This is a genomic window from Amycolatopsis sp. NPDC051102 (genome assembly GCF_040682815.1).
Classification (GTDB): Bacteria; Actinomycetota; Actinomycetes; order Mycobacteriales; family Pseudonocardiaceae; genus Amycolatopsis.
This window is the reverse complement of record NZ_JBFBBT010000011.1, coordinates 171,088-196,303: the sequence shown is the minus strand read 5'-3', so window position 1 is coordinate 196,303 and position 25,216 is coordinate 171,088. Positions and strand designations below refer to the sequence as shown.

Annotated in this window: 19 protein-coding genes; 2 read left to right on the top strand and 17 right to left on the bottom strand. The window is 72.5% G+C overall.

The features are described from left to right. Positions 1-9 precede the first annotated feature (9 nt). From AB0M93_RS28845 to AB0M93_RS28790, 12 genes are read right to left on the bottom strand one after another with little or no spacing between them, the layout of a single operon-like run. Positions 10-612, bottom strand: coding sequence for a hypothetical protein (locus AB0M93_RS28845; protein WP_364278556.1), 603 nt, complete (start codon positions 610-612; stop codon positions 10-12). Beyond that, complete coding sequence (locus AB0M93_RS28840) at positions 609-1,115, bottom strand: hypothetical protein (protein WP_364278553.1); 507 nt, start codon at positions 1,113-1,115, stop codon at positions 609-611. Before AB0M93_RS28840 ends, AB0M93_RS28845 begins: the two co-directional genes overlap by 4 nt. Beyond that, a complete protein-coding gene (locus AB0M93_RS28835; RefSeq protein WP_364278550.1) occupies positions 1,112-2,218 on the bottom strand; it encodes an MlaD family protein in 1,107 nt (368 codons plus the stop codon). The genes AB0M93_RS28840 and AB0M93_RS28835 overlap by 4 nt, the downstream gene beginning before the upstream one ends. After that, the gene (locus tag AB0M93_RS28830) at positions 2,218-3,189 is read right to left on the bottom strand and encodes an MCE family protein (RefSeq protein WP_364278547.1); all 972 of its coding nucleotides are present in this window, start codon (positions 3,187-3,189) and stop codon (positions 2,218-2,220) included. Before AB0M93_RS28830 ends, AB0M93_RS28835 begins: the two co-directional genes overlap by 1 nt. Continuing rightward, positions 3,186-4,184, bottom strand: coding sequence for an MCE family protein (locus tag AB0M93_RS28825; protein ID WP_364278543.1), 999 nt, complete (start codon positions 4,182-4,184; stop codon positions 3,186-3,188). The genes AB0M93_RS28830 and AB0M93_RS28825 overlap by 4 nt, the downstream gene beginning before the upstream one ends. Further along, entirely contained in the window at positions 4,184-5,179 is a 996-nt protein-coding gene (locus tag AB0M93_RS28820; protein ID WP_364278540.1) for an MCE family protein, read from the bottom strand. Before AB0M93_RS28820 ends, AB0M93_RS28825 begins: the two co-directional genes overlap by 1 nt. Further along, positions 5,176-6,192, bottom strand: coding sequence for an MCE family protein (locus AB0M93_RS28815; protein WP_364278537.1), 1,017 nt, complete (start codon positions 6,190-6,192; stop codon positions 5,176-5,178). Before AB0M93_RS28815 ends, AB0M93_RS28820 begins: the two co-directional genes overlap by 4 nt. Beyond that, the gene (locus AB0M93_RS28810) at positions 6,189-7,385 is read right to left on the bottom strand and encodes an MCE family protein (RefSeq protein WP_364278534.1); all 1,197 of its coding nucleotides are present in this window, start codon (positions 7,383-7,385) and stop codon (positions 6,189-6,191) included. Before AB0M93_RS28810 ends, AB0M93_RS28815 begins: the two co-directional genes overlap by 4 nt. After that, positions 7,382-8,197: an ABC transporter permease gene (locus tag AB0M93_RS28805; protein ID WP_364278531.1), complete on the bottom strand. Its 816-nt coding sequence runs from the start codon at positions 8,195-8,197 to the stop codon at positions 7,382-7,384. Before AB0M93_RS28805 ends, AB0M93_RS28810 begins: the two co-directional genes overlap by 4 nt. After that, positions 8,198-8,992 carry an ABC transporter permease gene (locus tag AB0M93_RS28800; protein WP_364278528.1) on the bottom strand — a complete coding sequence of 265 codons (795 nt, stop codon included), beginning with the start codon at positions 8,990-8,992 and terminating at the stop codon, positions 8,198-8,200. Beyond that, positions 8,989-9,714 carry a hypothetical protein gene (locus tag AB0M93_RS28795; RefSeq protein ID WP_364278525.1) on the bottom strand — a complete coding sequence of 242 codons (726 nt, stop codon included), beginning with the start codon at positions 9,712-9,714 and terminating at the stop codon, positions 8,989-8,991. The genes AB0M93_RS28800 and AB0M93_RS28795 overlap by 4 nt, the downstream gene beginning before the upstream one ends. Positions 9,715-9,719: 5 nt before the next feature. Then, positions 9,720-11,282 (bottom strand): DUF6801 domain-containing protein, encoded by a 1,563-nt coding sequence (locus AB0M93_RS28790; RefSeq protein WP_364278522.1) that lies wholly within the window; start codon positions 11,280-11,282, stop codon positions 9,720-9,722. A 252-nt stretch (positions 11,283-11,534) separates the two neighbouring features. Here AB0M93_RS28790 and AB0M93_RS28785 point away from each other — a divergent pair, with 252 nt between their 5' ends. Continuing rightward, positions 11,535-12,464, top strand: a complete 930-nt coding sequence (locus AB0M93_RS28785) for an ATP-binding cassette domain-containing protein (protein WP_364278519.1) — start codon at positions 11,535-11,537, stop codon at positions 12,462-12,464. Beyond that, a complete protein-coding gene (locus AB0M93_RS28780; RefSeq protein WP_364278516.1) occupies positions 12,461-13,294 on the top strand; it encodes an ABC transporter permease in 834 nt (277 codons plus the stop codon). Before AB0M93_RS28785 ends, AB0M93_RS28780 begins: the two co-directional genes overlap by 4 nt. Here the strand turns inward: AB0M93_RS28780 and AB0M93_RS28775 are convergent. From AB0M93_RS28775 to AB0M93_RS28755, 5 genes are read right to left on the bottom strand one after another with little or no spacing between them, the layout of a single operon-like run. Further along, positions 13,291-14,418 (bottom strand): nucleotide disphospho-sugar-binding domain-containing protein, encoded by a 1,128-nt coding sequence (locus AB0M93_RS28775; protein ID WP_364278513.1) that lies wholly within the window; start codon positions 14,416-14,418, stop codon positions 13,291-13,293. The two genes, AB0M93_RS28780 and AB0M93_RS28775, sit on opposite strands and share 4 nt — an antisense overlap. Next, positions 14,394-15,170, bottom strand: coding sequence for an alpha/beta hydrolase (locus AB0M93_RS28770; RefSeq protein ID WP_364278510.1), 777 nt, complete (start codon positions 15,168-15,170; stop codon positions 14,394-14,396). Before AB0M93_RS28770 ends, AB0M93_RS28775 begins: the two co-directional genes overlap by 25 nt. Further along, on the bottom strand, positions 15,158-15,448 hold the full coding sequence (locus tag AB0M93_RS28765) for a phosphopantetheine-binding protein (protein ID WP_043782199.1): 291 nt from the start codon (positions 15,446-15,448) through the stop codon (positions 15,158-15,160). Before AB0M93_RS28765 ends, AB0M93_RS28770 begins: the two co-directional genes overlap by 13 nt. Then, positions 15,448-19,272, bottom strand: coding sequence for a beta-ketoacyl synthase N-terminal-like domain-containing protein (locus AB0M93_RS28760; protein WP_364278506.1), 3,825 nt, complete (start codon positions 19,270-19,272; stop codon positions 15,448-15,450). Before AB0M93_RS28760 ends, AB0M93_RS28765 begins: the two co-directional genes overlap by 1 nt. Continuing rightward, complete coding sequence (locus tag AB0M93_RS28755) at positions 19,266-25,163, bottom strand: beta-ketoacyl synthase N-terminal-like domain-containing protein (protein ID WP_364278503.1); 5,898 nt, start codon at positions 25,161-25,163, stop codon at positions 19,266-19,268. The genes AB0M93_RS28760 and AB0M93_RS28755 overlap by 7 nt, the downstream gene beginning before the upstream one ends. Positions 25,164-25,216 lie beyond the last annotated feature (53 nt).

The following is a 25,216-nucleotide window of genomic DNA, read 5'->3' as shown; positions in this document are numbered from 1 at the left end:
CGCGCATCCTCAGGCCGCGGACATCCCGGTGACGCGCCACTTCCCGGCGACGCGCTCGGCCGTGACGCTCAGCTGGGCGGCGCCGGTGCTGCGCTGCCCGTCGCCCCTCGTGCCGGTCTGGTCGAGGAACACCAGCAACGCCGCGCGGTCGCCGTCCAGCAGCTTCACCCCGGACGCGACGGCGGTGGAGGTGACCACCAGCTTCTGGTCGGCGGCCAGCTTGCGGACCTGGCCGAAGAGCTGTTCGTACTGCGCGAGCGCGGGTCCGGTGAGGACGTCCTTCGCCGCCTGTTCGCTCTTGGCCGGATCGTCGTAGCGGTAGGAAAAGACCGTGCCGAGCGCGGCACTGATCTGCTTCGCCGCGTCGGCGGTCCCGGCGACGTCGGAAAGCGCGCTGTTGTGCGCGACGACGGCGTTGGTGCTCTGCGCCTCGAGCGTGAACCACCCGGCGACCCCCGCCATCACGACGGCCACCGCCGCGAACACCAGCCGCACCCGCTGCCGTGGTCCCGGGGTCGTGAGTGGCAAGGCGAGTTCTAACTCGTCGGAACACTCACGACCGTGGTGGCGGCCGGCGACCTTCACCACTCGTTTCTTCGTCGGGACGGTCATGGTGCCTCCCCCACGGGAACCTGGCCGAGCCCGGTGACCCGCCAGCCGGCCGGTCCGCGCGTCAGGTCGGCCTGGAACCGGTTGCGTTTGGTCACGGCGTCGCCGCCGTCCGGCGTGACGACCAGCTCGACCGACGCGATCAGCTTCGCCGTGCCCGCGCCGGTGTCCACTTCGGTCACCGCGGCGTCGGTGACCTTCCCGGTGGTGACGGTCTTGGCCTGGGCGATCCGGTCGAGACTCCCCTGCCGGTCGGCCGCCAGCTCGTCGTGGAGCGCGCCGCCGGAGAGGTCGAGCCAGTGCTGGTAGCCCAGCGCCGCCTGCCGGTAGTCCAAAGTGGTCAGTCCGGCGACCGCCGTCCGGCCCGCCTGCAGCGCCTCCTCCCGGACGACCGCGCGCGCGACGCCGTCGTCGTGCGCCGCCTGCCACCAGGTGAACCCCGACCACCCGGCCGCCGCGGTCGCGATCACCGCGACCACCGGCACCAGCCACGTGAAGATCCTCACGGCCGTCCTCCCGGTGCGTTCTGCGAGCCTCGGACGTTCGTCGGGTCGCCCTTCGGCAGCGCGCACCGCGCGGCCGTGTTCAGCGGGCGGACCGACGTGTCGAGGCCGTTGCGGTACGGCGTCGTGTACCCGGTGGTGCACGGCGGTGGATCGAAGAAGGTCAACGACAGTCCGATGTGGACGCCGTCCGGCCGTACGATGGCGCTGCCGGCGGCCACCGCCTCCGGCGCGGTGATCAGCAGCTGACGGGTGCCGTCCCGGTGGGCTTCCAGGACGTCCGCGGTGGTCAGCAGGTTCGCCAGCAGGACGCCGAGGTCGGGGCCGGCGTCGCGGATGAGCGCGCTGACCTCGTTGGCCGCGGCGGGGACCGCCGGGATGAGCGTGCGCAGGTCGCCGTCGGACTGCTTCAACGTCGACGCGAGCAGCTTCGCGTTCGCACCGAAGTCGCGGATCGCCCCCGCCTGCTGCACCTGGGTGTCGAGCACCGTGTGCGCGTCGGTGACGAACCGGGTCAGCGGGGCGACGTGCGCGCTCGCCGCCTGCACGAACTCGATGCCGCGGCCGATCAGCTGGTCCAGCGCCGGGCCGGCGTCCGAGGTCGCGTTGTACAGCTCGTCGACGACCGTGCGCAGCGCCGGTTTGGGCACCGACGCGGCGAAGGAGTCCACTGTCGACAAGACGACGTCGACCGGCAGCGGGATCTTCGTGTCCGCCTGGGTGATCACCGAGCCGTCGTGCAGCTTCGGGCCGCCGTCGGTGCGCGGCCGCAGGTCGACGTACTGCTCGCCGACGGCCGAGCGGTCCGCGACGACGGCCTCGGTGTCGGCCGGGACCGGCGTGGTGCCGGCGTCGATCTCGAGGTCGGCCTCCATCCCGGCCGGCGTCAGCCGCAGTTCGCCGACGCGGCCGATCGGCACGCCACGGTAGGTGACTTCGGCGTTGGTGAAGATGCCGCCGCCCGTCGGGAACTGCGCTTTCACCGTGTAGCCGTGGTCGAAGAACACCTTGTCGAGGCCGGCGTAGGTGGCCCCGACGTAGGCGACGCCGACGACGGCGATGACGACGAAGATCGTCACCTGGACGCGCACGAACCGGGTCAGCATCAGTGACCCGCCTTGAGGAACCCGTTGAGGTAGTCGCCGCGGATGGTGTCCAGGGCGGCGTCCGGGAACGGGAAGGTGAAGATCATCTCCATCGCCTTCGGCAGCTTGTCGCCGGAGTCGGCCAGCCGCCGCAGCAGCGGTTCCAGCGCCTTCAGGTCGGCGACCAGGTCGTCCTTGCTGCGGTTGACCGTGTCGACGGCGACCGTGGTCAGGCCGTCGAGGGACTTGAGCATCTCGACCAGTGCCGTCCGCTGCTGGTTGAGCACGCCGATGCCGGGTGTCAGGCCGTTGAGCGTGGTGGTGATCTGGCCGGTGTGCGCGTTGAGCGTCGCCGCGAGCTTGTTGACGCTCTCGATGGCCCGCGTGATTTCGTTCCGGTGCTCGTCGAGCCCCCGGACGAAGGTGTCCAAACTGGACAGCAGGCTTCGCGCCGCCGTTTCGCGGCCGCCGAGGGCGTCGTTGAGCTGGTGGCTGATGTTCTGGACCTGCGCCACGCCGCCGCCGTTGAGCAGCAGGGACAGCGCGCCGAAGACCTCCTCGATCTCGGGCGTCAGCGTGGAGCGGTCGAGGGGGATGGCGGCGCCGTCGAGGAGCCGGCCGGACGGCGTCGCGTCGTCCGGCGGGGCGAGTTCGACGAACTTCTCGCCGAGGATGCTGGCTTGGCGCAGCCGGGCGACGGCGTTGCCCGGCAGGTCGACGTCGCCGTTGAGCAGCAGGTCGACGACCGCGCTGTGCCCGTCCGGGGCCAGCTCCACCTTGACGACCTGGCCGACCGGGACGTCGTTGACCTTGACCCCGGACTGCGGCACGAGGTCGAGGACGTTGGTGAAGCTCGCGGTGACGTGGATCGGGTGGTCGCCGAGCGCGGCGCCGCCGGGCAGCGGGATGTCGTAGACGCTCACCCCGCTCCCGCAGCCGGTCGTCACCAGCGCGAGGACGACCACCGCGGCGAACTTGGCCGGGGACTTCATTTCTGCTCCGGGAACTCGAGGAGGTTGCCGCGGCCGTCGATGGTCCCGTTCGCCCGGTCGTAGGCGCCGAGGAGGTTCGTCAGCGCGTTCGGGGCCGCGGTGAGCGCCTCGGCGAGCGAGTCCTTCTGGTCCACCAGGACCTTCGTGACGTCGGCCAGTTTGTCCACATCGGACTGCACCTTGCCGCGGTTGTCCTTGATGAACGTCTGCACGACGCTCAGCGCCTGGGTCAGCTCGGTCAGCGCGCCGGAGAACTGGTCGCGCTGGTCGGCGAGCACCTTGCTCAGCGACGCGATCTGCGAGATCGCCTGCTTGACCTGCCCGTCGTTGGCGGCGAGCATCGCGGTGAACTTGCTGATGTTGTCGACCGAGGTGAACAGGTCGTCCTTCGAGTCGCTCGCGGTGCGGGCGAACTCGCCGAGGTTCTTGATCGCCTGGCCGATGGTCTGCCCGGTGCCGCTGAGGTAGTCGGCCGAGCGGGTCAGGACGTCGCTCACCGCGCCGTCCTTGTTGGCGCCGTTCGGGCCGAGCGCCGACATCAGCTGGTTGAGGCTGTGCAGCAGGTCGTCGACTTCGACCGGGGTCGCGGTGCGCGTTCGCGGGATGGACGCGCCGTCGGCCAGCGCCGGCCCGCCGTGGTAGACGGGTGTGAGCTGCACGTACCGGTCGGCGACCAGGCTCGGCGTGATGACGACGGCCCCGGCGTCCGCGGGCAGCTGCACGTCCGGACGCAGTGTCATGGTCACCTTGACGTCGGTGCCGTCCGGTTCCACTTTGGACACCGAACCGATCGCGACGCCGAGCACGCGCACGTCCGAGTTCGGGTAGATGCCGACAGCGGCGGTGAAGTACGCGGTCAGCGTGCGCTTGGCGGGGGCGGTGACCACCGGCCACGCCGCCGAGACGACGAGCGCGAGCACGACGCCGAGCGTGAGAGCCCGCAGTCTCGTCCGCCGTCGCGCCGCCGCACCCAGGTCGATCAGCTGGTGGGCCATCAGCGTCCCCCGTTCTTCGGCGGCTGGCAGCTGCCCGGCGTGGTGCCGGTCGGGATCAGGCCGCAGATGTAGGTGTCGATCCACCGGCCGTTGCCGACGGCGTTGCCGAGCAGCCGGTAGAACGGGCCGGCCAGGCGCAGGCTGTCTTCGAGTTTCCCCTGGTTGCGCTGCAGCACGGTCGCCACGCGGTCGAGCTGGTCGAGCGCCGGACCGAGGGTCTTCTGGTTCTCCGCGAAGAGCCCACGCAGCTGGATCGACAGGTTCTTGATGCCGGTGAACAGCTTCGCGATGGCGTCCTTGCGGGCGTTCAGCTCGGTGAGGAGCGTGTTGCCGTCGCGGATCAGCGCCTGGATCTGGTCGGACCGCTGACCGAGCGTCTTCGACACCTGGTTGGTGTTCTGGAACAGCTTCACCAGTTCGTCGTCGCGGGAAGCCAGCGTCTGCGACAGGGCGGCGATCCCGGTGAACGCCGTCTTGACGTCGCTGGGTGCCGACGCGCCGAGCGTGTCGGACAGCACGCGGAACGCCTGGGCGAGCTGGTCGGTGTCGATGGCGCCGACCGTGCTCGCCAGGTCGTTGAAGACCGCGGTGACGTCGTAGGGCGAGCTCGTGCGCTCGGCCGGGATCGGCTGGGCGGGGTCCAGCTCGCCGTTGCCGACCGGGTCGAGCACGAGGTTCTTCTGGCCCAGCAGCGTCTTGATCTTGATCGCCGCGGTGGTCCGGTTGCCGACCCAGGTGTCGCGGACCCGGAACAGGACCTCGACGTGGTCGCCGGCCAGCCGCACGTCGGTGACCTCGCCGACCTTCACCCCGGCGACGCGGACCTCGTCGTCCGGCCGGAGCCCGGCGGCCTCGCGGAACTCGGCCTTGTACGTCGTGCCGCCGCCGATGAACGGCAGGTCGCCGGAGAAGAAGGTCGCGCTGCCGGCCAGCGCCATGACCAGCGCGGTCACCGCGCCGACGGCGATCGGGTTGCGGCTGCGGAAGGGTTTCACCGGCACCTCGCAGCCGTGACGGGGATGCCCGGTGGCGGACCGCCGGGCGCGGGTTTCGCGTCGGTCTGCACCGCGCACAGGTAGAAGTTCGCCCACGAGCCGTAGGAGAACAGCGTGCCGATCCGGTCGAGCTTCTTCGGCAGGTTGTCGACGAACTGCTGGAACACCGGGGTGTTGTCGGCCAGGTTCTTCGACAGGTCGCCGAGCGCGGTGATGCTGTCCTTGAGCGGCCGGCGGCCCTGTTCGAGCAGCCCGGCGGTCGCCGTGGTCAGCTCGCCGAGGCCGCCGATGGCCTGCCCGATCGGCTTGGCGTCCGCGGCGAGCCCGGTGACCAGCTGGGCCGTGGTGTCGACAAGCGTGTCGAACTGGTCGCCCTGGGCGTTCAGCGTGTCCAGCACGGTGTTGAGGTTGCCGATCACCTGGCCGATCAGCGCGTCCTTGCCCGCCAGGGTCGAGGTGAGCGACGCCGTGTGCCGCAGCAGGCTCTCGATCGTGCTGCCCTCCCCCTGCAGCACCTGAATGATCTCGAACGACAGCTGGTTGACGTCGTTCGGCGACAACGCCTGGAAGAGCGGCTTGAAGCCGTTGAACAGCGCGGTCAGGTCGAGCGCCGGTTTGGTCCGTTCGAGCGGGATTTCCGCGCCTTCGGCGAGCGTCGGCGAGGTGTCGGTGGCGCCGGGGTCGATCGCCAGGTACCGCTGCCCGACCAGGTTCCGGTAGCGGATGGTGACCGAGGCGGACGCGGTGAGCCGGTGCGCGCGGCCGACCGAGAACGCGACGTCGGCGAGGCGGTGCTCGACGACCCGCACGGAGTCGACCTGGCCGATCCGCACCCCGGCCATCCGGACTTCGTCGCCGGGGTTGACCGAGGTCGCGTCGGTGAACCGGGCGGTGTACCCGATGGTCGCCCCGACGTTCGAGTTGGCGATCGTGACCGCGAGCACGGCCGTCGCGGCCGCGGTGACCAGGAAGAAGATCAGGCCCTTGACGGCAGGACCGGCAACACTCCTCATCGGACGGTCACCTCCGTCCCGCGCAGCGCCGGTCCGATCAGGACACTGCTCCAGTCGGGCACGTCCCCCAGCGACGGCCGCAGCAGTTCGGCGACGAGCTGCCGCTCGCCCGGCGAGTTCGCCGGGCCGAGGTCGCCGTCGGTGGTGCCCGGAGCCGCGGCCCCGCCGCCGTAGCACTTCGGGCCGCCGGTGGCGTCGAACCGCGGGGTGTCACGGCCGGGCACGTACTTGTCGCGCGGGTCCTGCACGGTGAGCGTCACGTGCAGCCCCGGTTCGTTCGTGCCCTTGCCGAGGGCCTTCTCCATCAGCGGCTTGAGCCGGTTGACCGCGTCGAACAGGCACGGGAACTCCGGCGAATACCGCGACAGCAACTCCAGCGTGGGCCGGCTCGCGGCGGAGACGCCGATCAGGTTGTCCTTGTTCTTCCGCAGGAACTCGTTCAGGTGGCCGGTGGCGCTGGTGACGCTCGTGTAGAGGCTGTCGAGGTCGTTGCGGGTGTCCACGATGGTCTTCGCGGTGGTCGACAGGTCGGACAGCGCCTGCAGGATGTCCGGCGCGGCGCCGGTGTAGACGTCGGCGGCGTCGGCGAGCCCGGTGACGTCGGCCTTGAACTGCGGCATCAGCGGGTTCAGCTGCGCCAGCAGGTCCTGCAGCTTGACGACGCTGTCGCCGAGGGGTTTCCCGCGGTTGTCCAGCGCCTGGGAGATCGCGCCGAGCGAGCTGTTCAGCTTCTGCGGCTGGACCGCGCGCAGCAGCGGCAGCAGGTCGCCGAGGACGCGTTCGAGCTCGATCGCGTTGGTGGAGTGGTCCTGCCCGATGACGTCACCGGCCCGCAGCGTCCCCTGTGGACTGTCTGGCAGCACGAGGTTGACGTACCGCTCGCCGAACACGGTCTTCGGCAGCAGCCGCGCGGACACGTTCCCCGGCAGCAGCCCGATCTTCGCCGGGTCGAGCGCGAGGTCGATCTCGGCGCCGGTGCGCGTGCTGCGCACCGCCCGGACCTCGCCGAACGGCACGCCCTTGACCTTGACCTCCGCGGTCGGCGCGAGCTGGTTGCCGACGCGGTCCGCCCGCAGCGTCACCAGCTCGGCGTCGTCGAAGTCCTTGTCGTAGATGGCCACCGCGAGCCAGCCGAGCAGGACGAGCACGCCGAGGAAGGCGACCCCGGCGAGCTGCGTGCGGAACCGGCTCATCCGGACACCTTCACCGTGGTCGTCGCGCCCCAGATGGCCAGGGACAGGAACAGGTCGAGCACGCTGATCAGCACGATCGACGTCCGCACGGCCCGGCCCACCGCCACCCCGACGCCGGCCGGGCCGCCGCTGGCGCGGTAGCCGTAGAAGCAGTGCGTCAGGATCACGCCGACGCTGAACACGAGCACTTTGCCGAACGACCACAGCACGTCGCCGGGCGGCAGGAACAGCGTGAAGTAGTGGTCGTAGGTGCCACCGGACTGTCCGAAGAAGACGACGGTGGTGAGCCGCGAACCGAGGTAGGAGATCAGCAGCCCGATGACGTACAGCGGGATGATGGCGATGAACCCGGCGACGATCCGGGTGGTGACCAGGTACGGCATGCTCCGCACGGCCATCACCTCCAGGGCGTCGATCTCTTCGGAGATCCGCATGGCGCCCAGCTGCGCGGTGAACCCGCTGCCCACAGTGGACGACAGGGCGAGCCCGGCGACGAGCGGCGCGATCTCGCGCGTGTTGAAGTACGCCGTCAGGAAGCCCGTCATCGCGGAGATGTTGATCTGGTTCAACGCGCTGAAGCCCTGCAGGCCGACGGTGACGCCGGTGAACACGCACAGGCCGACCATCACGCCGATCGTGCCGCCGATCACCGCCAGCGCGCCGCTGCCGAACGTCACTTCGGCCAGCAGCCGCACCACTTCCCGGAAGTAGCGGGTGACCGCGAGCGGGACGGCCGCGAGCGCGCGGACGTAGAACAGCAGCTGGTCGCCGAGGTCGAACAGCCGGTCGCCGGGTTTGCCGAGGAGCGTCACTCAGGTTCCCTTCGCCGGGACGAGCTGCAGGTACAGCGCGGTGAGCACGGTGTTGACGAAGAACAGCAGCAGGAACGTGATGACGACGGACTGGTTGACGACGTCACCGACGCCCTTGGGGCCGCCCTTCGGGTTCAGGCCGCGGTAGGCCGCGACCACCCCGGCGAGGTAGCCGAAGATGACGGCCTTGATCGAGCTGACGACGAGGTCGGGCAGCTGCGCGAGGGCGTTGAAGCTGGCCAGGTACGCGCCGGGCGTGCCGCCCTGGACGATCACGTTGAAGAAGTAACCGCCGAGCACGCCGACCACGCTGACCAGGCCGTTCAGCAGCACGGACACCCCGACGGCGGCCTGCACGCGCGGCACGACCAGCCGGTGGATCGGCGAGACGCCGAGCACCTCCATCGCGGCGATCTCCTCGCGGATGCTGCGCGCGCCGAGGTCGGCGCAGATCGCGCTGCCGCCCGCACCGGCGATGATCAGCGTCGTCACGATCGGGCTCGCCTGCTGCACGACGGCCAGCACGCTCGCCGCGCCGTTGAACTGCTGGGCGCCGATCTGGCTGGTCAGCGAGCCGAGCTGCAGCGAGATGACCGCGCCGAACGGGATGGAGACCAGGATCGCCGGCGTGATCGACACGCTGGCGATGAACCAGAACTGCAGGACGAACTCCCGCACCTGGTATGGGCGGCGGAGCATCGCGATGAGCACGTCGAGGCCCATCGCGCACATCCGGCCGAACTCGCGCAGGCCGTTCGCGGCCTTCTGCGGCGCCTCGCTGAGGAAGGTCGTCATGGCTGCTTGCACCCGGCGCTGAAGCAGCGCAGCTGGAGGTTCGAGACGAAGGTGTTGCCCGGCCCCGAAACCAGGCCGGTGAGCAACCGGCTGACGTCCTCGTGCCCGACGCAGCCGGCGAACGGCGGTGTGGTGAAGGTCGACGTCACCTTCACCGGCGGGGCCGGCAGCGAAATCGGCACCAGCGCCTTGATGGTGACCGCCGCGGGCTGGGCCGTCCGGCAGTCCGGTCCGACGTCGAGGGGTTTACCGTCCACTTCGACTTCCGAGAGCTTGATGAACACCTTGGCGGTCACGTCCGTGTCGGCGCAGATGTTGGTTTGGGTGGCTTTGCAGTCCTTGTCCTTGCCCGTGTGGACGGTCGCCGTGCCCGAGGCGTCGCCGTCCGGGACGATTTCGACGCGGCCGGTGGTGGGCATGAACCGGAACGCGACGAAGTAGCCGTTCGCCGGCGGGATCGCGAGCTTGCCGGTGATCGGCACGGTGCTGGTCAGCCCGCCCAGGAAGCCGTCGAAGGTCCCCGGCGGGAAGGCGATGTCGGACCCGAGCTTGGCCACGTGGCTCGTGGTCGGCTGCTGCGCGTCCCCGAGGGTGAAGCCGAAGGGGATCTGCGTGGCGGCCTGGACTGCCGGGGCGTTCTCGCCCGGCGCCGCCTCCGCGGCGCCGAGCGAGAACGCGGCCACTGCCAGCACGAGCGGCAGCGAGAATCGGGTCAGCGTCATCGAGTTCACTTCTTGGTGAGGGTCACGTCCAGCTTGTTGCCGGGGCCGGAGGTGAGACCGGTGATCAGGCCGGTCAGGAAGCCGCAGCCGGTGAACTGCGGGATGCCGTAGGTCGCGGTCAGCTTGCCGCCCTTGAGCGGGTCGAACCCGGGCGCCGAGGTCAGCGGCACGTCCGCGGGCTTGACCGTGTGGCACGACTTCGACGACAGGATCGGGAACCCGAACACGCGGACCTTGGTGAGCTGGACGTCGACCTGGGCGTTCGCCTTGACCGCGCCCGCGGTGACCGTGCCGTTGATGGGGCCGACCTGGCCGAGTTTCACCGTCGCGGACGCCGGGATGAAGCCGAGGACGCGGAAGTACACATCGGACTTCGGCAGCGCGAGCTGGGCACCGAACTTGCCGGACGCCGCGTCGAGCTTCGCGTCCAGAGTGCCCGGGCCGAGCGGCAGCGTGGCGTGCAGCTGCTTGAGGACCGACTTGCCCTGCACGGAGTACTTGACCGCGATGCCGCCCGGCGGCGTGGTGGTCGTCGGCGTGGTCGGCTGGGTGGTCGGGGTCGTGGGCTCGGTCGTCGAGGTCGTCGGTTCCGTGGTGGGCGTGGTCGGTTCCGTGGTCGGGGTCGTCGGCTCGGTGGTCGGAGTCGTCGGCTCCGTCGTGGGAGTCGTGGGTTCGGTGGTCGGGGTCGTCGGCTCCGTGGTCGGAGTCGTGGGTTCCGTCGTCGGGGTCGTGGGCTCCGTGGTGGGCGTGGTCGGCTCGGTTGTCGGAGTCGTCGGCGTGGTCGGAGTCGTCGGCTCGGTCGTGGGAGTCGTCGGAGTCGTCGGTTCCGTGGTCGGAGTGGTCGGCTCGGTCGTCGGAGTCGTGGGCTCCGTCGTGGGAGTCGTGGGTTCCGTCGTCGGGGTGGTCGGGGTCGTCGGTGTCGTGGGCGTGGTCGGGGTCGTGGTGCCGCCCGCCGGCTTGATCTCGAACGTGCCCAGCTGCTGGTTCTGGCCCGGGACCGCGACGCAGTCCGAGGTGAACGTGCCGAGGTCGGTCGGCTGGCCGTCCGCGGTGCGCGGGGTCATCGTGGTGCTGAAGTTCCCGACCGTGACCGACGCCGTGCCGGGGCTGGGGAACGTCACCGCCGGGGCCTTGCCGCTGCTCTTGACGTGGAACGCGCCCGACGGCGGCACCGGCGTCGACGCGATCGTCAGCGGCAGGTTCAGGTTCAGGGTCTTGTCGACCGGGTACTTGAGCACGGCCGCGGCCTTAGCCGAGCCGTCCAGCGACGTGGCGCCGACCAGGGCGAGGCCCTCGGTGGCGGTCTCCGGCACGGTGACGTCGACGTCGAAGGTGATCGGCGTCGAGGAGGCGCCCGCGACGGCGTTGTCCGGCAGGTTGGTGTCGATCTTCACCGACAGCACCTGGTCGCCGATCAGCGGGAACGGGCAGTTGTAGCTGAGGGTCAGGCTCACCGGAGCGGCCTGGGTCGGGCCGGCGCCGACGAGCGCGACGGTCGCCGCCACGCCCACGGCGGTCACGACGGCCATACCGTAGGCGGGCTTTCTCGACTTCCACGAAAACTTCACGGCTCGTCACCTCGGGAAATGGGGGAATTTCGGCAAAGCTACCTCCGTGTTTCCGGCGGAACAAGCGGCCGGCGATTCTTTGTCACGCGCATGGCATCGGCCAGGCCAGGAACGATCACGCAGGTCAGGGCTTATCACGCGGGTACGATTCCATTCCGCGAAGATTGTCATGTGTGCGGCGAATGGTGACGATCTTCTTGCCGGGGAACACCTCGTCCCGATACCTTTCCGCAGGCAAGGAAAGGAGCGGCCATGCCCCAGCCGGTCATCGCCGTGACGGACCTCGAGAAGAAGTACGGCGCGGTCACCGCGCTCGCCGGGATCAGCCTCACCGTCGCCCGCGGCGCGGTGCTGGCGGTCCTCGGCCACAACGGCGCCGGGAAGACGACGCTGATCGACATCCTCAGCACGCGCGTGCGGCCGAGCGCGGGCACCGCCCGGGTCTGCGGCCACGACGTCGTGCAGCGCGGCCGCGCGGTCCGGCGGCGGATCGGCGTCACCGGGCAGTTCGCCGCGGTCGACGACACGCTCTCCGGCCGCGGGAACCTCGTGCTGATCGCCCGGCTGCTGGGCGCGAAGCCGCGGCAGGCGCTCGCGCGGGCCACCGAGCTGATCGCGGCCTTCGGGCTGGAAGACGCCGCCGACCGCCCGGCCGGGACGTACTCCGGCGGCATGCGGCGGCGGCTGGACCTGGCCGCGGGCCTCGTCGGCGCGCCGCAGGTGCTGTTCCTCGACGAGCCGACCACCGGGCTCGACCCGGTGAGCCGGGCCGGGCTGTGGACGATCGTCGAGGGGCTCGCGGCGCGCGGCACCACCGTCGTGCTCACCACGCAGTACCTCGAGGAGGCGGACCGGCTGGCCGACCACGTCGTCGTCCTCGGGTTCGGGCACATCACCGTGTCGGGGACGCCGGCGCAGCTCAAGGCCCGGCTCGGCACCCGGACGGCGACGTGCACGTTCGGCACCGAACTGGCGTTGCGGCGCGCGGTGGACGCCCTGGCCCGGCTGGGGCTCGTGACCGGCCGCGCCGGGTTGGTGCTCACCGCGGCGCTGTCCGGCCCGGGTGACATCCCGGTGCTGGTCCGCGCGCTCGACGCGGCGGGCGCGCCGCTGCGGGACCTGACGGTGACCGAGCCGACGCTCGACGACGTCTACCTTTCCCTGCACCGGACAGCGTCGTGACGCAGGCCCGGCACCGCGCGGCCGTCGCCGCGCTCGGCGACCCCACGGCGTGGCCCGACTCCGGCTTCTGGACGCAGGTGCGGGTGCTGACAGCCCGGTCCCTGCGCACGGCGTTCGGCGACCGCCGCCTGGTCTTCTTCGGGCTGCTGCAGCCGGTGGTGCTGCTGTTGCTGTTCAGCCAGGTGTTCAGCGGCGTCGGCGAGCTGCCGGGGGTCGCGGCGTACCAGGGTTACGTGAACTTCCTGGTGCCGGCGACGCTGGTCAACATCGCGATGACGACGGCGATGAGCTCGGGCGCCGGCCTGCTGGCGGAGATCTACGGCGGCTTCACCGGACGGCTGCGGTGCCTGCCGATCTCCCTGTTTTCGGTCCTGGTGGCGCGCACCCTGGCCGACGCGGCGCGGCTGGGCGTACAGCTCGGCGTGACGGCGGTGGCGAGCGTGCTGTTCCTCGGCTTCCGCCCGGCGGGCGGAGTGCTGGGCCTGGTCTCGGCGCTGGCCTTGACGCTGGTCGTCGGCTGGTGCCTGAGCTGGGTGTTCGTGGCCATCACGACGTGGCTGCGCAAGGCGGAGACGCTCCAGGCGGCGTCGTTCGTGGTGATGTTCCCGCTGATGTTCTCGTCGAGCGCGTACATGCCGCTCGACACGATGCCGGCGTGGGTCCGCGCGGTCTCGGCGGTCAACCCGCTGACGTACGCGATCGACGCGACCCGGGCGCTGGCGCTGGGCCGCCCGCTCGGCTGGTCGGTCGTGACGGCGCTGGTGATCGCCGCGGTGGCCGCGGTGGCGGGCTCGATGCTGGCGGCCCGCACGTTCCGCAACCGCGCTTAGCCCAAGGACTCCAGGTGGGTGGCCGCTTCTTCCGCGCCGCCCGCAGCTTCGAACGATTCGCGGATCCGCGCCGCGCCCGGCGCGTACTGGGGGGCCGACTCGATCGCCTCGCGGATGTCCGCCGCCTTCGCGCGATCGAAGCGGATGCGGACGCCCGCCGCGGCCGTGACCACCTGCTGGGCCAGCATCGACTGGTCGTCGCGGATCGGGGCGACCACCAGCGGCACGCCCGCCGACAGCGCCTCGCACACCGTGTTGTGGCCGCCGTGGCAGACCACCACCGCGGCCCGCTCGAACACCGCGACCTGCGGGATCCGCCGGGCCAGCAGCACGTTCTCGCTGACCAGCTCACCCGTCGGGTCGACGACGAGCCCCTGCACGCCCGGCATCCCGGCCAGCGCGTCCACGCTCTCGGCCAGGAACCGCGTACCGGCCGCCGCGTTCGACGTGCCCAGCGTCACCACGACCAGCGGCCGATCGTCCACACTGGACCATGCGCCCGAAGCCGCCGGCAGCGCCGGGCCGACGTACGAGACCGGAACCGCCAGCCGGGACTCGCCGGCCAGTGCCCGGGTCGTGAACGCCAGCACCAGGTGCGGCGAAAACCGCAGGTCACCGAGCAGCACCCCGTGCCGCGCGCGCAGCCCGGCCTGGAGCTCGGTGACCCAGGAGGCGATCTTCGGCAACGCTCCCAGCGGGTCGGCCAGCTCGGTGGACGTCGACGCCGACGTCGCCCACGGCAGCCCGCAGCGCGCCGCCACCAGCGCGCCCGCCATCGCCTGCTGGTCCACGATGACCACGTCCGGCTCGAACGCGGCGACCGCGGCGGCCACCCCCGGCACCATCGCGTCGGCCAGCGGCACCAGGTACGACTCCCACAGGTACTTCAGCGCGGCGAACCCGCGCAGTCCCGGCGGCCGCAAGGCGAGCGAGAACGGCGCCGAGTCCCCGGCCGGGAACACCCGGCCGTCGACCAAAGTGGACAGTTCGGGTACCGGACCGCACCAGGCCACTTCGTGCCCGCGCGCGGAAAGCACCGAAGCCACCGCGCGCAACGGCCTCACGTGCCCGGCCAGCGGCGGCACGACCAGCAGGAACCTCACGCCGAGTGCCGTTCGATCCACTTGAGCACCAGCTCGCGCACCTCCCGGTGCTGCTCCACCAGGACCGAGTGCCCTTGTCCCTCGAACACGTGCAGCTCGCCGTTCGGCAGCACCGACGTGAGGGCTTCGAGGTCGTCGGCCTGGTAGCCCTGACTGCCCAAAATGGACAGCACCGGGCAGCCGATCGCCGCCACCTGCTCCCACGTCAGCAACGGCCCGAGCGGTACCTCCTCGGCCATCTTCGTCGACGTGATCCGCTCGGCCGCCATCCGCGCGAGCCGCCGGTGGTGCGCGCTGAAGTTCGCCTCGATCCAGTCGAAACTCTCCTCCACCTGCAGGAACCGCACGGTGTGGGCGAGGATCGCGCTCATCTTTTCGGCCCACACCTCGGTCGCGGGCTCGGATTCGATGCACACGATGCTGCGCACGCGGTCCGGGCAGGCGACGGCGTAGCTGTAGGCCAGCGTGCCGCCGAAGCTGTTGCCCACCAGGTGCACCGGCCGGTCGACGCCGAGCTGCCGCAGCAGGTCGTCGAGGTCGGCGACGAAGTCCCCGAGCGTGTACCCGCGCTCCGGCCGCTCGGTCTTGCCGTGCCCGCGCAGGTCGTAGCTGATCACGTCGATGCCCGCGGCCGCGACCGGCGGGGCGAGGGTCAGGTAGAAGCTCGCCAGGCTGTCGGTGCCCATGCCGTGCAGGAACACCACGGTCTCGGTGCCGCCGGCGGTCACGAGCTGCACGTTCGTGCGCAGCCCGTTGACGGTCATCGTGGGCACGTGCGCTCCCCCACGAACCGGGCGATGTCGCCGACGGTCAGCCCGATGACGTCGTCGAGATCCTTCTCCGCCAGGTGTTCGGCGAGGTTGACGTCCGCGCCGAAGTGCTCGGAGAGGATGCTCGCGAAGGTCACCAGGTCGATGCTCTCCAGCTGCAGGTCCTCGTGGAACGTCGTGTCCGGGGTGATCTCGATGCCCAGCACCTCGGCGTCGCCGACGAGCTCGGCGAGCAGCTCGGCGACGACGTCGAAGGTGGCGGACGCGTGGTCGATGGTCATTACGTGCTCCTGAGGTGTGCGATGGCGGTGTCCCCTTGCAGCTCGGCCGAGACGGCGAAGCGCGGCAGGTGCCGGTGCCGGCCGGACACCGTGCCGTCGTCGTGGACGCGGATTTCCGCCGGGTAGACGGGTTCGCCGAGCCGGGCCCGGACGGCGTCCTTGACGGCGATCCGCGTCAGCAGCCAGCCGCGCTGCTGCCGCGGCGGGACGGCGGCGAACTCCGCGCGTTCGGCCGCGCTGAGGTAGATCCCGGCGTAGATGTCCCGCGCGGCGACCGTCGGCCAGCGGTCGGTGACCGCGATCGAGCCGTCGTCCCGCCGCTCGCCCAGCAGGTGCTCCGCCGGGAAGGCGTAGACGCGGTGGGCCGCGCGGTCGCACGGGAACCGGACGTCCCGCCAGCCCTCGATCCGCGCCAGCACCCGGCCGTCGCGCACCAGCTCGGCGTCCATTTCGAGGACCTCGGGCCGCGGCAGCCGGACCCGCACCTGGCAGGTGACCCGGGTGCCCGGCGCGGGTTCCGGGCCGTACCAGGTCAGCCGGCCGATCGAGCGGGGGAAGGCGAGCAGGTCGTCGGTCCGGGTGGCCATCAGCCAGCAGCCGAGCAGCTGGCCGACGTTGTCGAGCAGCCCGCCGGGTGCGGACGGCACGACCAGTTCGCCGCGGATGTGCTGCTCGCCGAGCCCGGTCAGCCGGGCCAGGCCCTGGTACGCCGGGCCGTGGAACATCTCCCGCCGCGCGTAGATTTCCTCCGCGCTGAGCGGCGGCGCGGTCTCGGGCCCTGGCACGCCGGCCGGTGCCGGTGGCGGGCCGTGCGTACCCAGTTCGACGGTCAGCAGCGCGTACGGTCCGATCTCGACGGTGACGTGATTGCCTTCGCGGCTCAGCGAAAGCGGCACCCGCTGGGCCGGGGACGCGATCAGCCACCGCGAGAACACGGCGTCCCGCACCGCGACCGCCGTCGTGCCCGGCCACGCGCGTTCGGCGGCCCGGCAGGCGAGGTCGACCAGCGTCGTCGCGGGCACCACCGGCCGGAAGTCGGACTCGTCGGGCCAGTCTTCGCGCTGCCGGAAGAACCGGTGGTCACGCAGGTACGGCATGGCCGCCAACGAGACGTCCACAGTGGACTCGATCCGCCGCCGCGCGGCCGCCGCGACGACGTCCGCCGCGGTCCGGCGGGTTTCGGTGAGCAACGCGGTGAACTCGGCGACGATCGCGTCCGGCACCCCGGCGGGCAGGCTCGGCTCGTCCAGCAGCCCACGCGCGGATTCACCCAGCGAGAGCAGGGAATTACCGGTGCCCAGCCGGATCCGCCGCGGTTCCAGCGCCGCGAAATCGGGGTCGCCGCCTTCGGTCCACAGCGCGGTCGCGACGCGGCGCAGCTGCGCGAGCCCGGGCCGGGTGCCGGACCCGGCCGCGACGACCAAGTGCCGCCGCTCGCCGAGCGTGTCGGTGACGAACGAGTGCAGCTGACCGGCGCCGACCTGCACGAACACCCGGAACCCCGCGTCGTGCAGCGCCTCGGTCAGCTGCCGGAACCGGACCGGGCGCAGCAGGTGGTCGAGGTAGAGCTGCCGGACGTCGTCGGCGGCCGGGGGGTAGGGCCGCGCCGTGGTCGCCGACCACACCGGCACCGCGGGGGCCAGCAGCTCCAGGTCCGCGACGAGGCGCGCGAACGGCTCGAGGTGCGGCTCCAGCAGTGGCGTGTGGAAGCCGGACCGGAACGGCAGCGTCCGGGCCACGATGCCGAGCCCGCGGCAGGTCACCGCGAAGTCCGCGACACTGTCCGGCGGTCCGCACACGATGGTCTGCTGCGCGGCGTTCTCGTGCGAGATCACCAGGTCGCCGGTGAGCAGCCCGGCCGCCCGCGCGGCGGAACAGCCCAGCACCAGGTAGTCCGCCTCGGGCAGCTCGAACCCGCCGGGCCAGTAGCGTTCCAGCAGGTCCGGCTCGGCGCGGTACATCCCGGCCGCCTGCATGGCCGTCCACTCGCCGACGCTGTGCCCGGCGAGCGCGTCCGGCCGGATCCCCAGCCGCCGCAGGACGTGGTCGAGCAGCAGCCCGGCCGACGACACGCTGGTGGCCCGGGCGGGCACGGTCGCCGTCGACCACGGTGGCCGGTCGCGGCCGAAGTGCCGGGCCACGTCGTCGAGCCGCGGCTCGGCGTCGGCTTCGAGGCCCGGATAGAGGAAGGCGGTCTTCCCCTCCGGCAGTAGCGGGTCGATCGTGCACCAGACGTCGCCGCCGCCGTGCCACGACCGGCCCTCGGCGGCCACCTTGGCGATCACCCGGCGGGCCGTGGCCAGTTTGCGCTCGTTCGCGCCGACGATCCCGAGCCGGCAGGGCCCGTCCCCCGTGCCGGGTTTCTCGAGCTGCTCCAACAGAGCTTCCGGGGTGCGTGCGGCCAGGCGCAGCACGCGTTCCGGCTCGTCGACGCGCACCCGCCGCTTCGGCGCCGGATCACCGGCTTCGAGGACGACGTGGGCGTTCACCCCGCCGAAGCCGAACGCGTTGACCGCGGCCACCCGCGGCAGCGCGCCCCAGGGCTCGGCCTCGGCCAGCACCCGGAACCGAGTCTTGTCCAGCAGCGGGTGCGGGTCGGCGCAGTTGAGCGTCGGCGGCAGGACGCCGTGGTGCAGCGCGAGAGCCACCTTGATCAGCCCGGCGACCCCGGCGGTCGGCAGGGTGTGCCCGATCATCGACTTGACCGAGCCGGTCACCGCGCGCGGCCCGTCCGCCGGGCCGAAGACGTCGGCGACGGTGGTCAGCTCCGCGGCGTCCCCGGCGGGGGTGGCGGTGCCGTGCGCTTCCAGCAGGCCGATCTCCGCGGGATCGCGGCCCGCCCAGGCGCGCCGCAGGGCGAGGATCTGCCCGGCGACGGACGGGCTGAGCAGGCTCGCGCCGCGCCCGTCGCTCGACGTGCCGCTACCGCGGATGACGGCGTACACGCGGTCGCCGTCGCGCCGGGCGTCGGCCAGCCGCTTGAGCACGACGACCGCCGTGCCTTCGCCGATCAGCATGCCGTCGGCGTCGCGGGAGAGCGGGCTGATCCGCTGGCTCGGCGACAGCGCGCCGAGCTGGGTGAACAGCGACCAGAGCGTGTCGTCCTGCGTCTGGTGCACGCCGCCGGCCAGCACGGCGTCGCAGCGGCCGCGGGTCAGCTCGCCGATCGCCTGGTCGACGGCGACCAGCGAGGACGCGCAGGCGGCGTCCACTGTGTACGCCGGGCCGCCGAGGTCGAGCCGGTTCGCGACCCGGGCCGCGGCGAGGTTCGGTACCAGCCCGGCGGCGGTCTCGGGCCGGAACTCGCCGAGGGGTTCGAGCAACGCCGTCCGCAGCCGGTCGAGGACGTCCGGACCGGCCGACGGCATCAGCTCGCCGACTGTGCGCGTGATCTGCCGGACCGTGCGAACCCGCTGGTCGAAGCCCTGCAGCCCCGGCGAAAGGTAGCCACCGCGGCCGAGCACGACGCCGATCCGCTCCGGGTCGCCGAGCCGGCCGAGGCCACCGGCGTCGTCGACGGCGGTCACGGCGACGGCCAGCGCCGTCAGCTGGTCCGGCTCGGTGCCCTCGAGCGACGTCGGCGGAACGCCGTGGGCGACCGGGTCGAACACCAGGGTGTCCGCGGTGAAGCCGCCGCGGCGGCCGTGCGTGCGGTCCGGCGCGCCGCCATCGCGGCCGTGGAACCCGGGGTCACGGCGGTGCGGCGGCACCTCGGTGACGGCGTCGGTGCCGTCCACGAGGTTCCGCCAGTACTGGTCCACTGTGGACGCGCCGGGCAGGAACACGCCCATGCCGACGACGGCCACCGGCTCCTGGTTCACCACAGCGACGCCGTGTACAGGACCGACCGGTCCGTGCCGTAGGCGAGTTCGCGCAGCAGGGCCGCGGTGCCCTCGGCCGGGTCGAGCAGGCCGATGTCCCGGCGTTCGTACTCGCGCGCCAGCTCCGGCGACACCATGCCGCCGTGGTCGCCCTCCGGCGCCCACGGTCCCCAGTGGACGGTCACGGCCCGGCCGGGCCAGCTCGTCCCGAGGACTTCGAGCGCGTCGTTCGCGGCGGCGTAGTCGGTCTGGCCGCGGTTGCCGAGCACCGCGGCGATGCTGCCGAAGAACGCGACGAACCGCGGCTCGACGTCCTGCAGCGCAGCGAGCAGCGCACCGGCGCCGTCCACTTTGGTCTCGAAGACGGTCCGGAACGACTGCTCGTCCTTGTCCGCCATCAGCTTGTCGTCGAGCACGCCGGCGGCGAAGACGACCCCGTCGAGCCGTCCGGGCAGCCCCTTGACCAGCTGGTGCACCGCGTCCGCGTCCCGCACGTCGAGCGCGTGGTACGCCGGCTCGCCACCGGCGGCGCGGATCTCCTGCATGGTCCGGCCGATCTCGCGCTGGGCCAGCACGGTCCGCACGCGGCGTTCGATGTCGGCCACCGTGCCACCGCGGCCGGCGAGCACCGCCCGCATCGCGGCCGGGTCGGCGGGCAGGTCGTCCGGTTCGCCGGGCCACGGCGTGCGCCCGGCCAGCTCGATCCGGGCGCCGGAGGCGGCGAACGCGACCGCCGCGCGGGCGGTGATCCCGCGGGCCCCGCCGAGCAGCAGCACCACCGATTCCGGGCCGAGGCCGAGCGCGGCGAGCTCACCCCCGCCCGGGCCGGCCCCGGCGTAGGCGATCGACGGCAGGTCGGCGAGCCGCGGCTCGATCGTGAACCGGCCGCCGTCGTCGTGACCGACGACCGAGGGGCCGTCGCTGAGGGCCTCGTCGACCAGCACCTTCGCGACATCCTGCGTGGCCTCGACGAGCCGCGTGACGCCGTCGCGTTCGAGCGCGGCCGCCCGGACCAGACCGCGCAGCCCGGGGATGCCCGGCTCAGCCGACACCAGCACGGTGCCGCGCAGTGCCTTGAGCAGCGTGAAGACCTCCGGAACACCGCGGCCGGCGGCCAGGACGACGGTGACGTCCGCGGCTCCGCCGACGATCTCGGCGCCGGCCCGGCTGAAGGCGGCGCGCACGGCGTCGTCGTCCCCGAGCACGGCCACGGACTTGCCGTGCAGCCGGGCGGGATCGGGGTCGAGCGGCACCGGGACGCGTTCGAGGCGGTACCGGCGTGGCGCGGCGGACGGCGGTGCCGGGGTCAGCCAGCTCTCGAGGTGCGCGGTCAGGGCGTCGGCGGTGCGGTCGCGGCTGAGCTGGTCGGTGCGGTCGTCGGCGGGCAGGCCCAGTCTGCTCAGCAGCGTCCCGGCGATTTCGGTCCGTTTGATGGAGTCGATCGAGAGGTCGGCTTCGAGGTCGAGGTCGCCGGCGATCATCTCGGCCGGGTAGCCGGTGCGTTCGCTGATCACGCCGATCACGGTGCTCAGGACGTCTTGCTGCGGCACCTCGGCCACCGGTTCCGGCTCGGGTTCCTCGATCACCACCGGCGGCGCCGGAGCGGCGGGGACCGCGCCGCCGAGGTAGCCGAGCATGACTTCCCGCTGGGCGGCCACGAGCTCGCGGGTGGTGCGCAGGAAGTCGACGATCGCCTGGTCACGGCCGGCGGAGGGCTGGGTCATGGCGGTACTCCGGATTCGTCGGGCCGGGGGCAGGGCGGGCGCAGCGGAACCGGGCGCGCGGGCGGACCGCCCGTCGACGGCCCAGGCGGTGCCGGACGGCTCGGGCCGCGACGGCCGCGTCAGCCGTTCGGTGCGGACGTCGACGCCGGCTCGCGCGAGGGTCCGCATCGCCGCCAAGAACCCGTTGAGGTCCGGACCGCAGGCGACGACGGTGTGCGGCTGGTCGCCGAGGATCTCCGCGACAAGCCGCGACAGCACGCGGCCGGGCCCGGCTTCGACGAAGATCCGGGCGCCGGCGGCGTACATGGCTTCGATCTGGTCCTTGAAGCGGACGGGGGAACCGATCTGCGCGGCGAGTTCCCCGCGGACGTCGTCACCGTAGGGTTCGGCGGTCCGGTTCGCCCACACCGGCAGTTGCGGCGATGCTATCCGCTCTTTCGCGAGTTCCGCCGCGAAGACGTCTCCCGCCGGGGCGACGAGCGGACTGTGGAAGGCGCAGGCCACGGGGATCCGCTGGGCGCTGATGCCGGTTTCCCGCAGCCGCCGGACGGCCCGTTCGACGGCGGCCATCGGTCCGGAGAGGACGACCTGCTCGGGTGCGTTGTGGTTGGCCACGACGACGTCCGGACCGATGAGGGTCGGCGTGAGGACGTCTCGCGACGCCTTGACGGCGGCCATGGCCCCGGGTTCCGCGACGTCGGCGATGGCCTTCGCGCGGGCGCGGCTGAGCCGGAGCAGGGTCTCGGAGTCGAAGGCACCGGCGACCGAGAGGGCGACGAGCTCGCCGTAGGAGTGCCCGCCGAGGAAGTCGGGCCGCACGCCGAGCTGGGTGAGCAGCCGCGCGACGGCGGTCTCGACGAGCCCGAGCGCGGGCTGGGCAACGCGGGTATCGGTGAGGGCGGCTTCCTGAGCTTGGACGGCGTCGGCGTCGAAGGCCCGCGGCGGGAAGGCCGTGGCGGCGACGTCGGGGGCGAAACGGAGGAGGTCGGCGAGCTCGGGGAAGTGCACGAAGAGGTCGGCGAGCATGCCGGTGCGCTGACTGCCCTGACCGGGGAAGAGGAAGGCGACCTTGCCGGGGTTCGTGTCCGGCTCGCCGGAGCCGGCAGCGGCGCCCGGGCGCGGCGCGCCGGCAACCAAGCGGCCGGTCCCGCCCACGCCGGAGCCGCTCGCGGCCGGAAGCCTGCCGGGGACACCTTCCCGCAGCTCGCGCGAAACCGTTGCGCCCGCGCGACCGGCGCCGGGGCGCCCCGCCGCGAGGGCCGGCACCTCGCGGCGGATGTCCGTCAGCAGCTCCTCCGCTTCCGGCGCCCAGTCGCGCAGCCCGTGCCGCCGGTCCGGGGCCACCGGAGCCGCCGCGATCACCGCGTGGAAGTTCGTCCCGCCGAAGCCGAACGCGCTCACCCCCGCCAGCCGCGCCGGGTCCGCCCACGGGCGGGCCGTCGTGGTGAACGTGAACGGGCTCGCCGCCGCGTTCCAGGCCGCGTTCGGGGTGCTCAGGTGCAGCGTCGGCGGGACCACCTCGTGCCACAGCGCCAGCGCCGCCTTGATCAGCCCCGCCAGGCCCGCCGCGCACTTCGTGTGGCCGATCTGGCTCTTCACCGACCCGAGCGCGCACGTCCCCGGCCGCGCGCCCGCCTCCGTGAAGAAGTCCGTCAGCGTCCGCAGCTCCGTTGCGTCGCCGACCACCGTTCCCGTTCCGTGGGCCTCGACCAGCCCGACCTCCGCCGGGGACACGCCCGCGTCCCGGTAGGCGCGCGCCAGCGCGCGGTGCTGGCCCTCCGGGCGGGGCGCCGTCAGGCCGAGGGCCTTGCCGTCGCTCGCCGCGCCGATTCCCTTGACCACCGCGTAGATCCGGTCGCCGTCGCGCTCCGCGTCGGACAGTCGCTTGAGGACCAGGCACGCGACGCCCTCGCCCAGCGCGATGCCGTCCGCCGCCGCGTCGAACGGGCGGCAGCGGCCCGTCGGGGACAGCGCTCCCGCCGACGTGAACATCAGGTAGTCGTGGATGCCGTTGTGCAGGTCGACCGCGCCGCAGAGGACCAGCGAGCTCGTGCCCGCCCGCAGTTCCTTCGCCGCGAGGTCGAGCGCGGCCAGCGACGAGCCGCACGCGGCGTCCACCGTGTAGTTCGCGCCGCCGAGGTCCAGGCGGTTGGCGATCCGGCCGGAAATGACGTTCGCCAGTGTGCCCGGGAACGTGTCCTCGGTCGGCTCGGGCAGCTGGGCGAGCAGCTCGTGCGGCACCTCGTCGAGGTAGCCCTCGAGCAGGGACCGCAGGGTGCCCGCGTTCGCCAGGTCGCCGCCCGCCTCCGCGCCGAACACGACGCTCGTGTGCTCGCGGTCGAAGCCGCGGTCCGCGTACCCGGCGTCGGCCAGCGCGCGGCGCGCGGTTTCCAGGGACACCAGCTGGGCCGGGTCGATGCTGCCCATCGCCGACGGCGGGATGCCGAACGCCAGGGGGTCGACGTCCAGCGCGGGCAGGAACCCGCCCCACTTCGAAGCGGACTGTCCGAAGTAGACGTCCGGGTCCCAGCGGTCGCGGGGGACCTCGGTGACGGCGTCTTCGCCGTGGAGGATGTTCGACCAGAAGGCGTCGACGTCAGGCGCGCCGGGGAACGTGCAGGCCATGCCGATGATCGCGATGTCGCGGGAGTCCGCGGTGACCGGCTCTTCCGCGCGGGAAAAGGCTTTCCCCGACGTGACCTCGCGGTGCAGCTCGGCGATCGTCGTCCGGCGATCCCGCAGGACGGCGACCTGGCCGGCCATGTACATGCCCTCGGCCAGCTGGGTGGCCGCGTCGATCGCCTCGCCGTCACGGCGGACGCCCTTGCTGGCGACGCGCAGCCGTCCGGTGTTCAACTCTTCCAGCCGCTGCCACGCTTCGGGCGTCGCGTCGAGACCCGCCTTGACCTGCTCGAACTCCACTGTGTACGGACTGGGCAGGCAGCGCGTGCGGTGCCCCGGTGCGGTCTCGAGCGTCACGGTGGCGTCGGCGGCGAGCGCACGCTCCTGGAACAGGCCGGTGATCGCCCCGTGCTCCACGGCTTCTTCGGTGAACAGGTACGCGGTACCCATCAGGACGCCGGCGGCGTCGAGCGGCTGCGCCATCGCCGCGACCATGGCGGCCGAGCGCGCGTCGTGGATTCCGCCGGCGAAGAGCACCTCGACGTCCTTCGCCGCGCCGAGGACGGCCAGTTGTTCCTCCCAGAGCTCGAAACTCGGCCGCGGGCCGACGTGCCCGCCGCACTCGGCGCCCTCGAAGACGAACCGCCGGATCCCGGCGTCGAGGTACTGGCGGAGCAGCACCGGCGACGGCACGTGCAGGAACGTCGCGATCCCGTCGGCCTCCAACGCCTTCGCCTGCCCCGGTTTCCCGCCCGCGACCAGCACGCACCGCGGTCGCGCCGCCCGGATCGCGGCGAGCTGGGCGGCGCGCAGGTCGTCGGGCACGAAGCCGAGGATGCCGGCACCCCAGGGCCGGTCGCCGAGGCGCTCGGCGGTCCGGGCGAGCAGATCGGTGGTGCGCGCGCCGTCCGCCGTGGCCACCGCGACGAACGGGAACCCGCCCGCGTCGGCGACCGTGGCCGCGAAGCCCGGCTGGTCGCTCACCCGCGTCATCGGCCCCTGCACGACCGGCAGCGACGTCCCCAACGTCCGGCACAGCCGCGCGCCGAACGCCGGCTTCGGCACCGCCGCGCCGACGATCCGGCTCACGTCCTTTGTGGACCGAACGACCACCCCCGCCGCGCCGCCGGCGAGCGCACCCACCGCCGTCCGCGGGCCGGCCACGCTGCCCCACACCGGGACGTCGAATGCGCCGAGAAGCTGTTGCAGCAGAACGAAGTCGCTCAGCTCGCCACCGCGAGCGACCAGGCCCAGCGCGCCGCCGCGCACCGCCTCGGTGGCCGTGGCCAGGTCCGCGACCTCGGCGAGCGCGCCCGTCCACGGCGCTTTCGTGCGGACGGCGAAGGCCGCACCGGCGGGCAGCGGGCCGTCCGTGCGCACGGCGTAGGGCACCCGCACCCGGGCCGCGACCAGCCGGAGGTCCTCCGGATCGGCGCCGTCGAGCACGCCGAGGCCACCGCCGCGCGCGATCGCGGCGACCTCCCCGGGACCACCGACCCCCAGGCACCGCAGCCGTCGAGCGTGCGACGGCGGGACGAGCTCGGCCATCGGCGGGACCTCCTGTACGCGGGGCGATGCGATCTTCAGGAATAACGCACCCG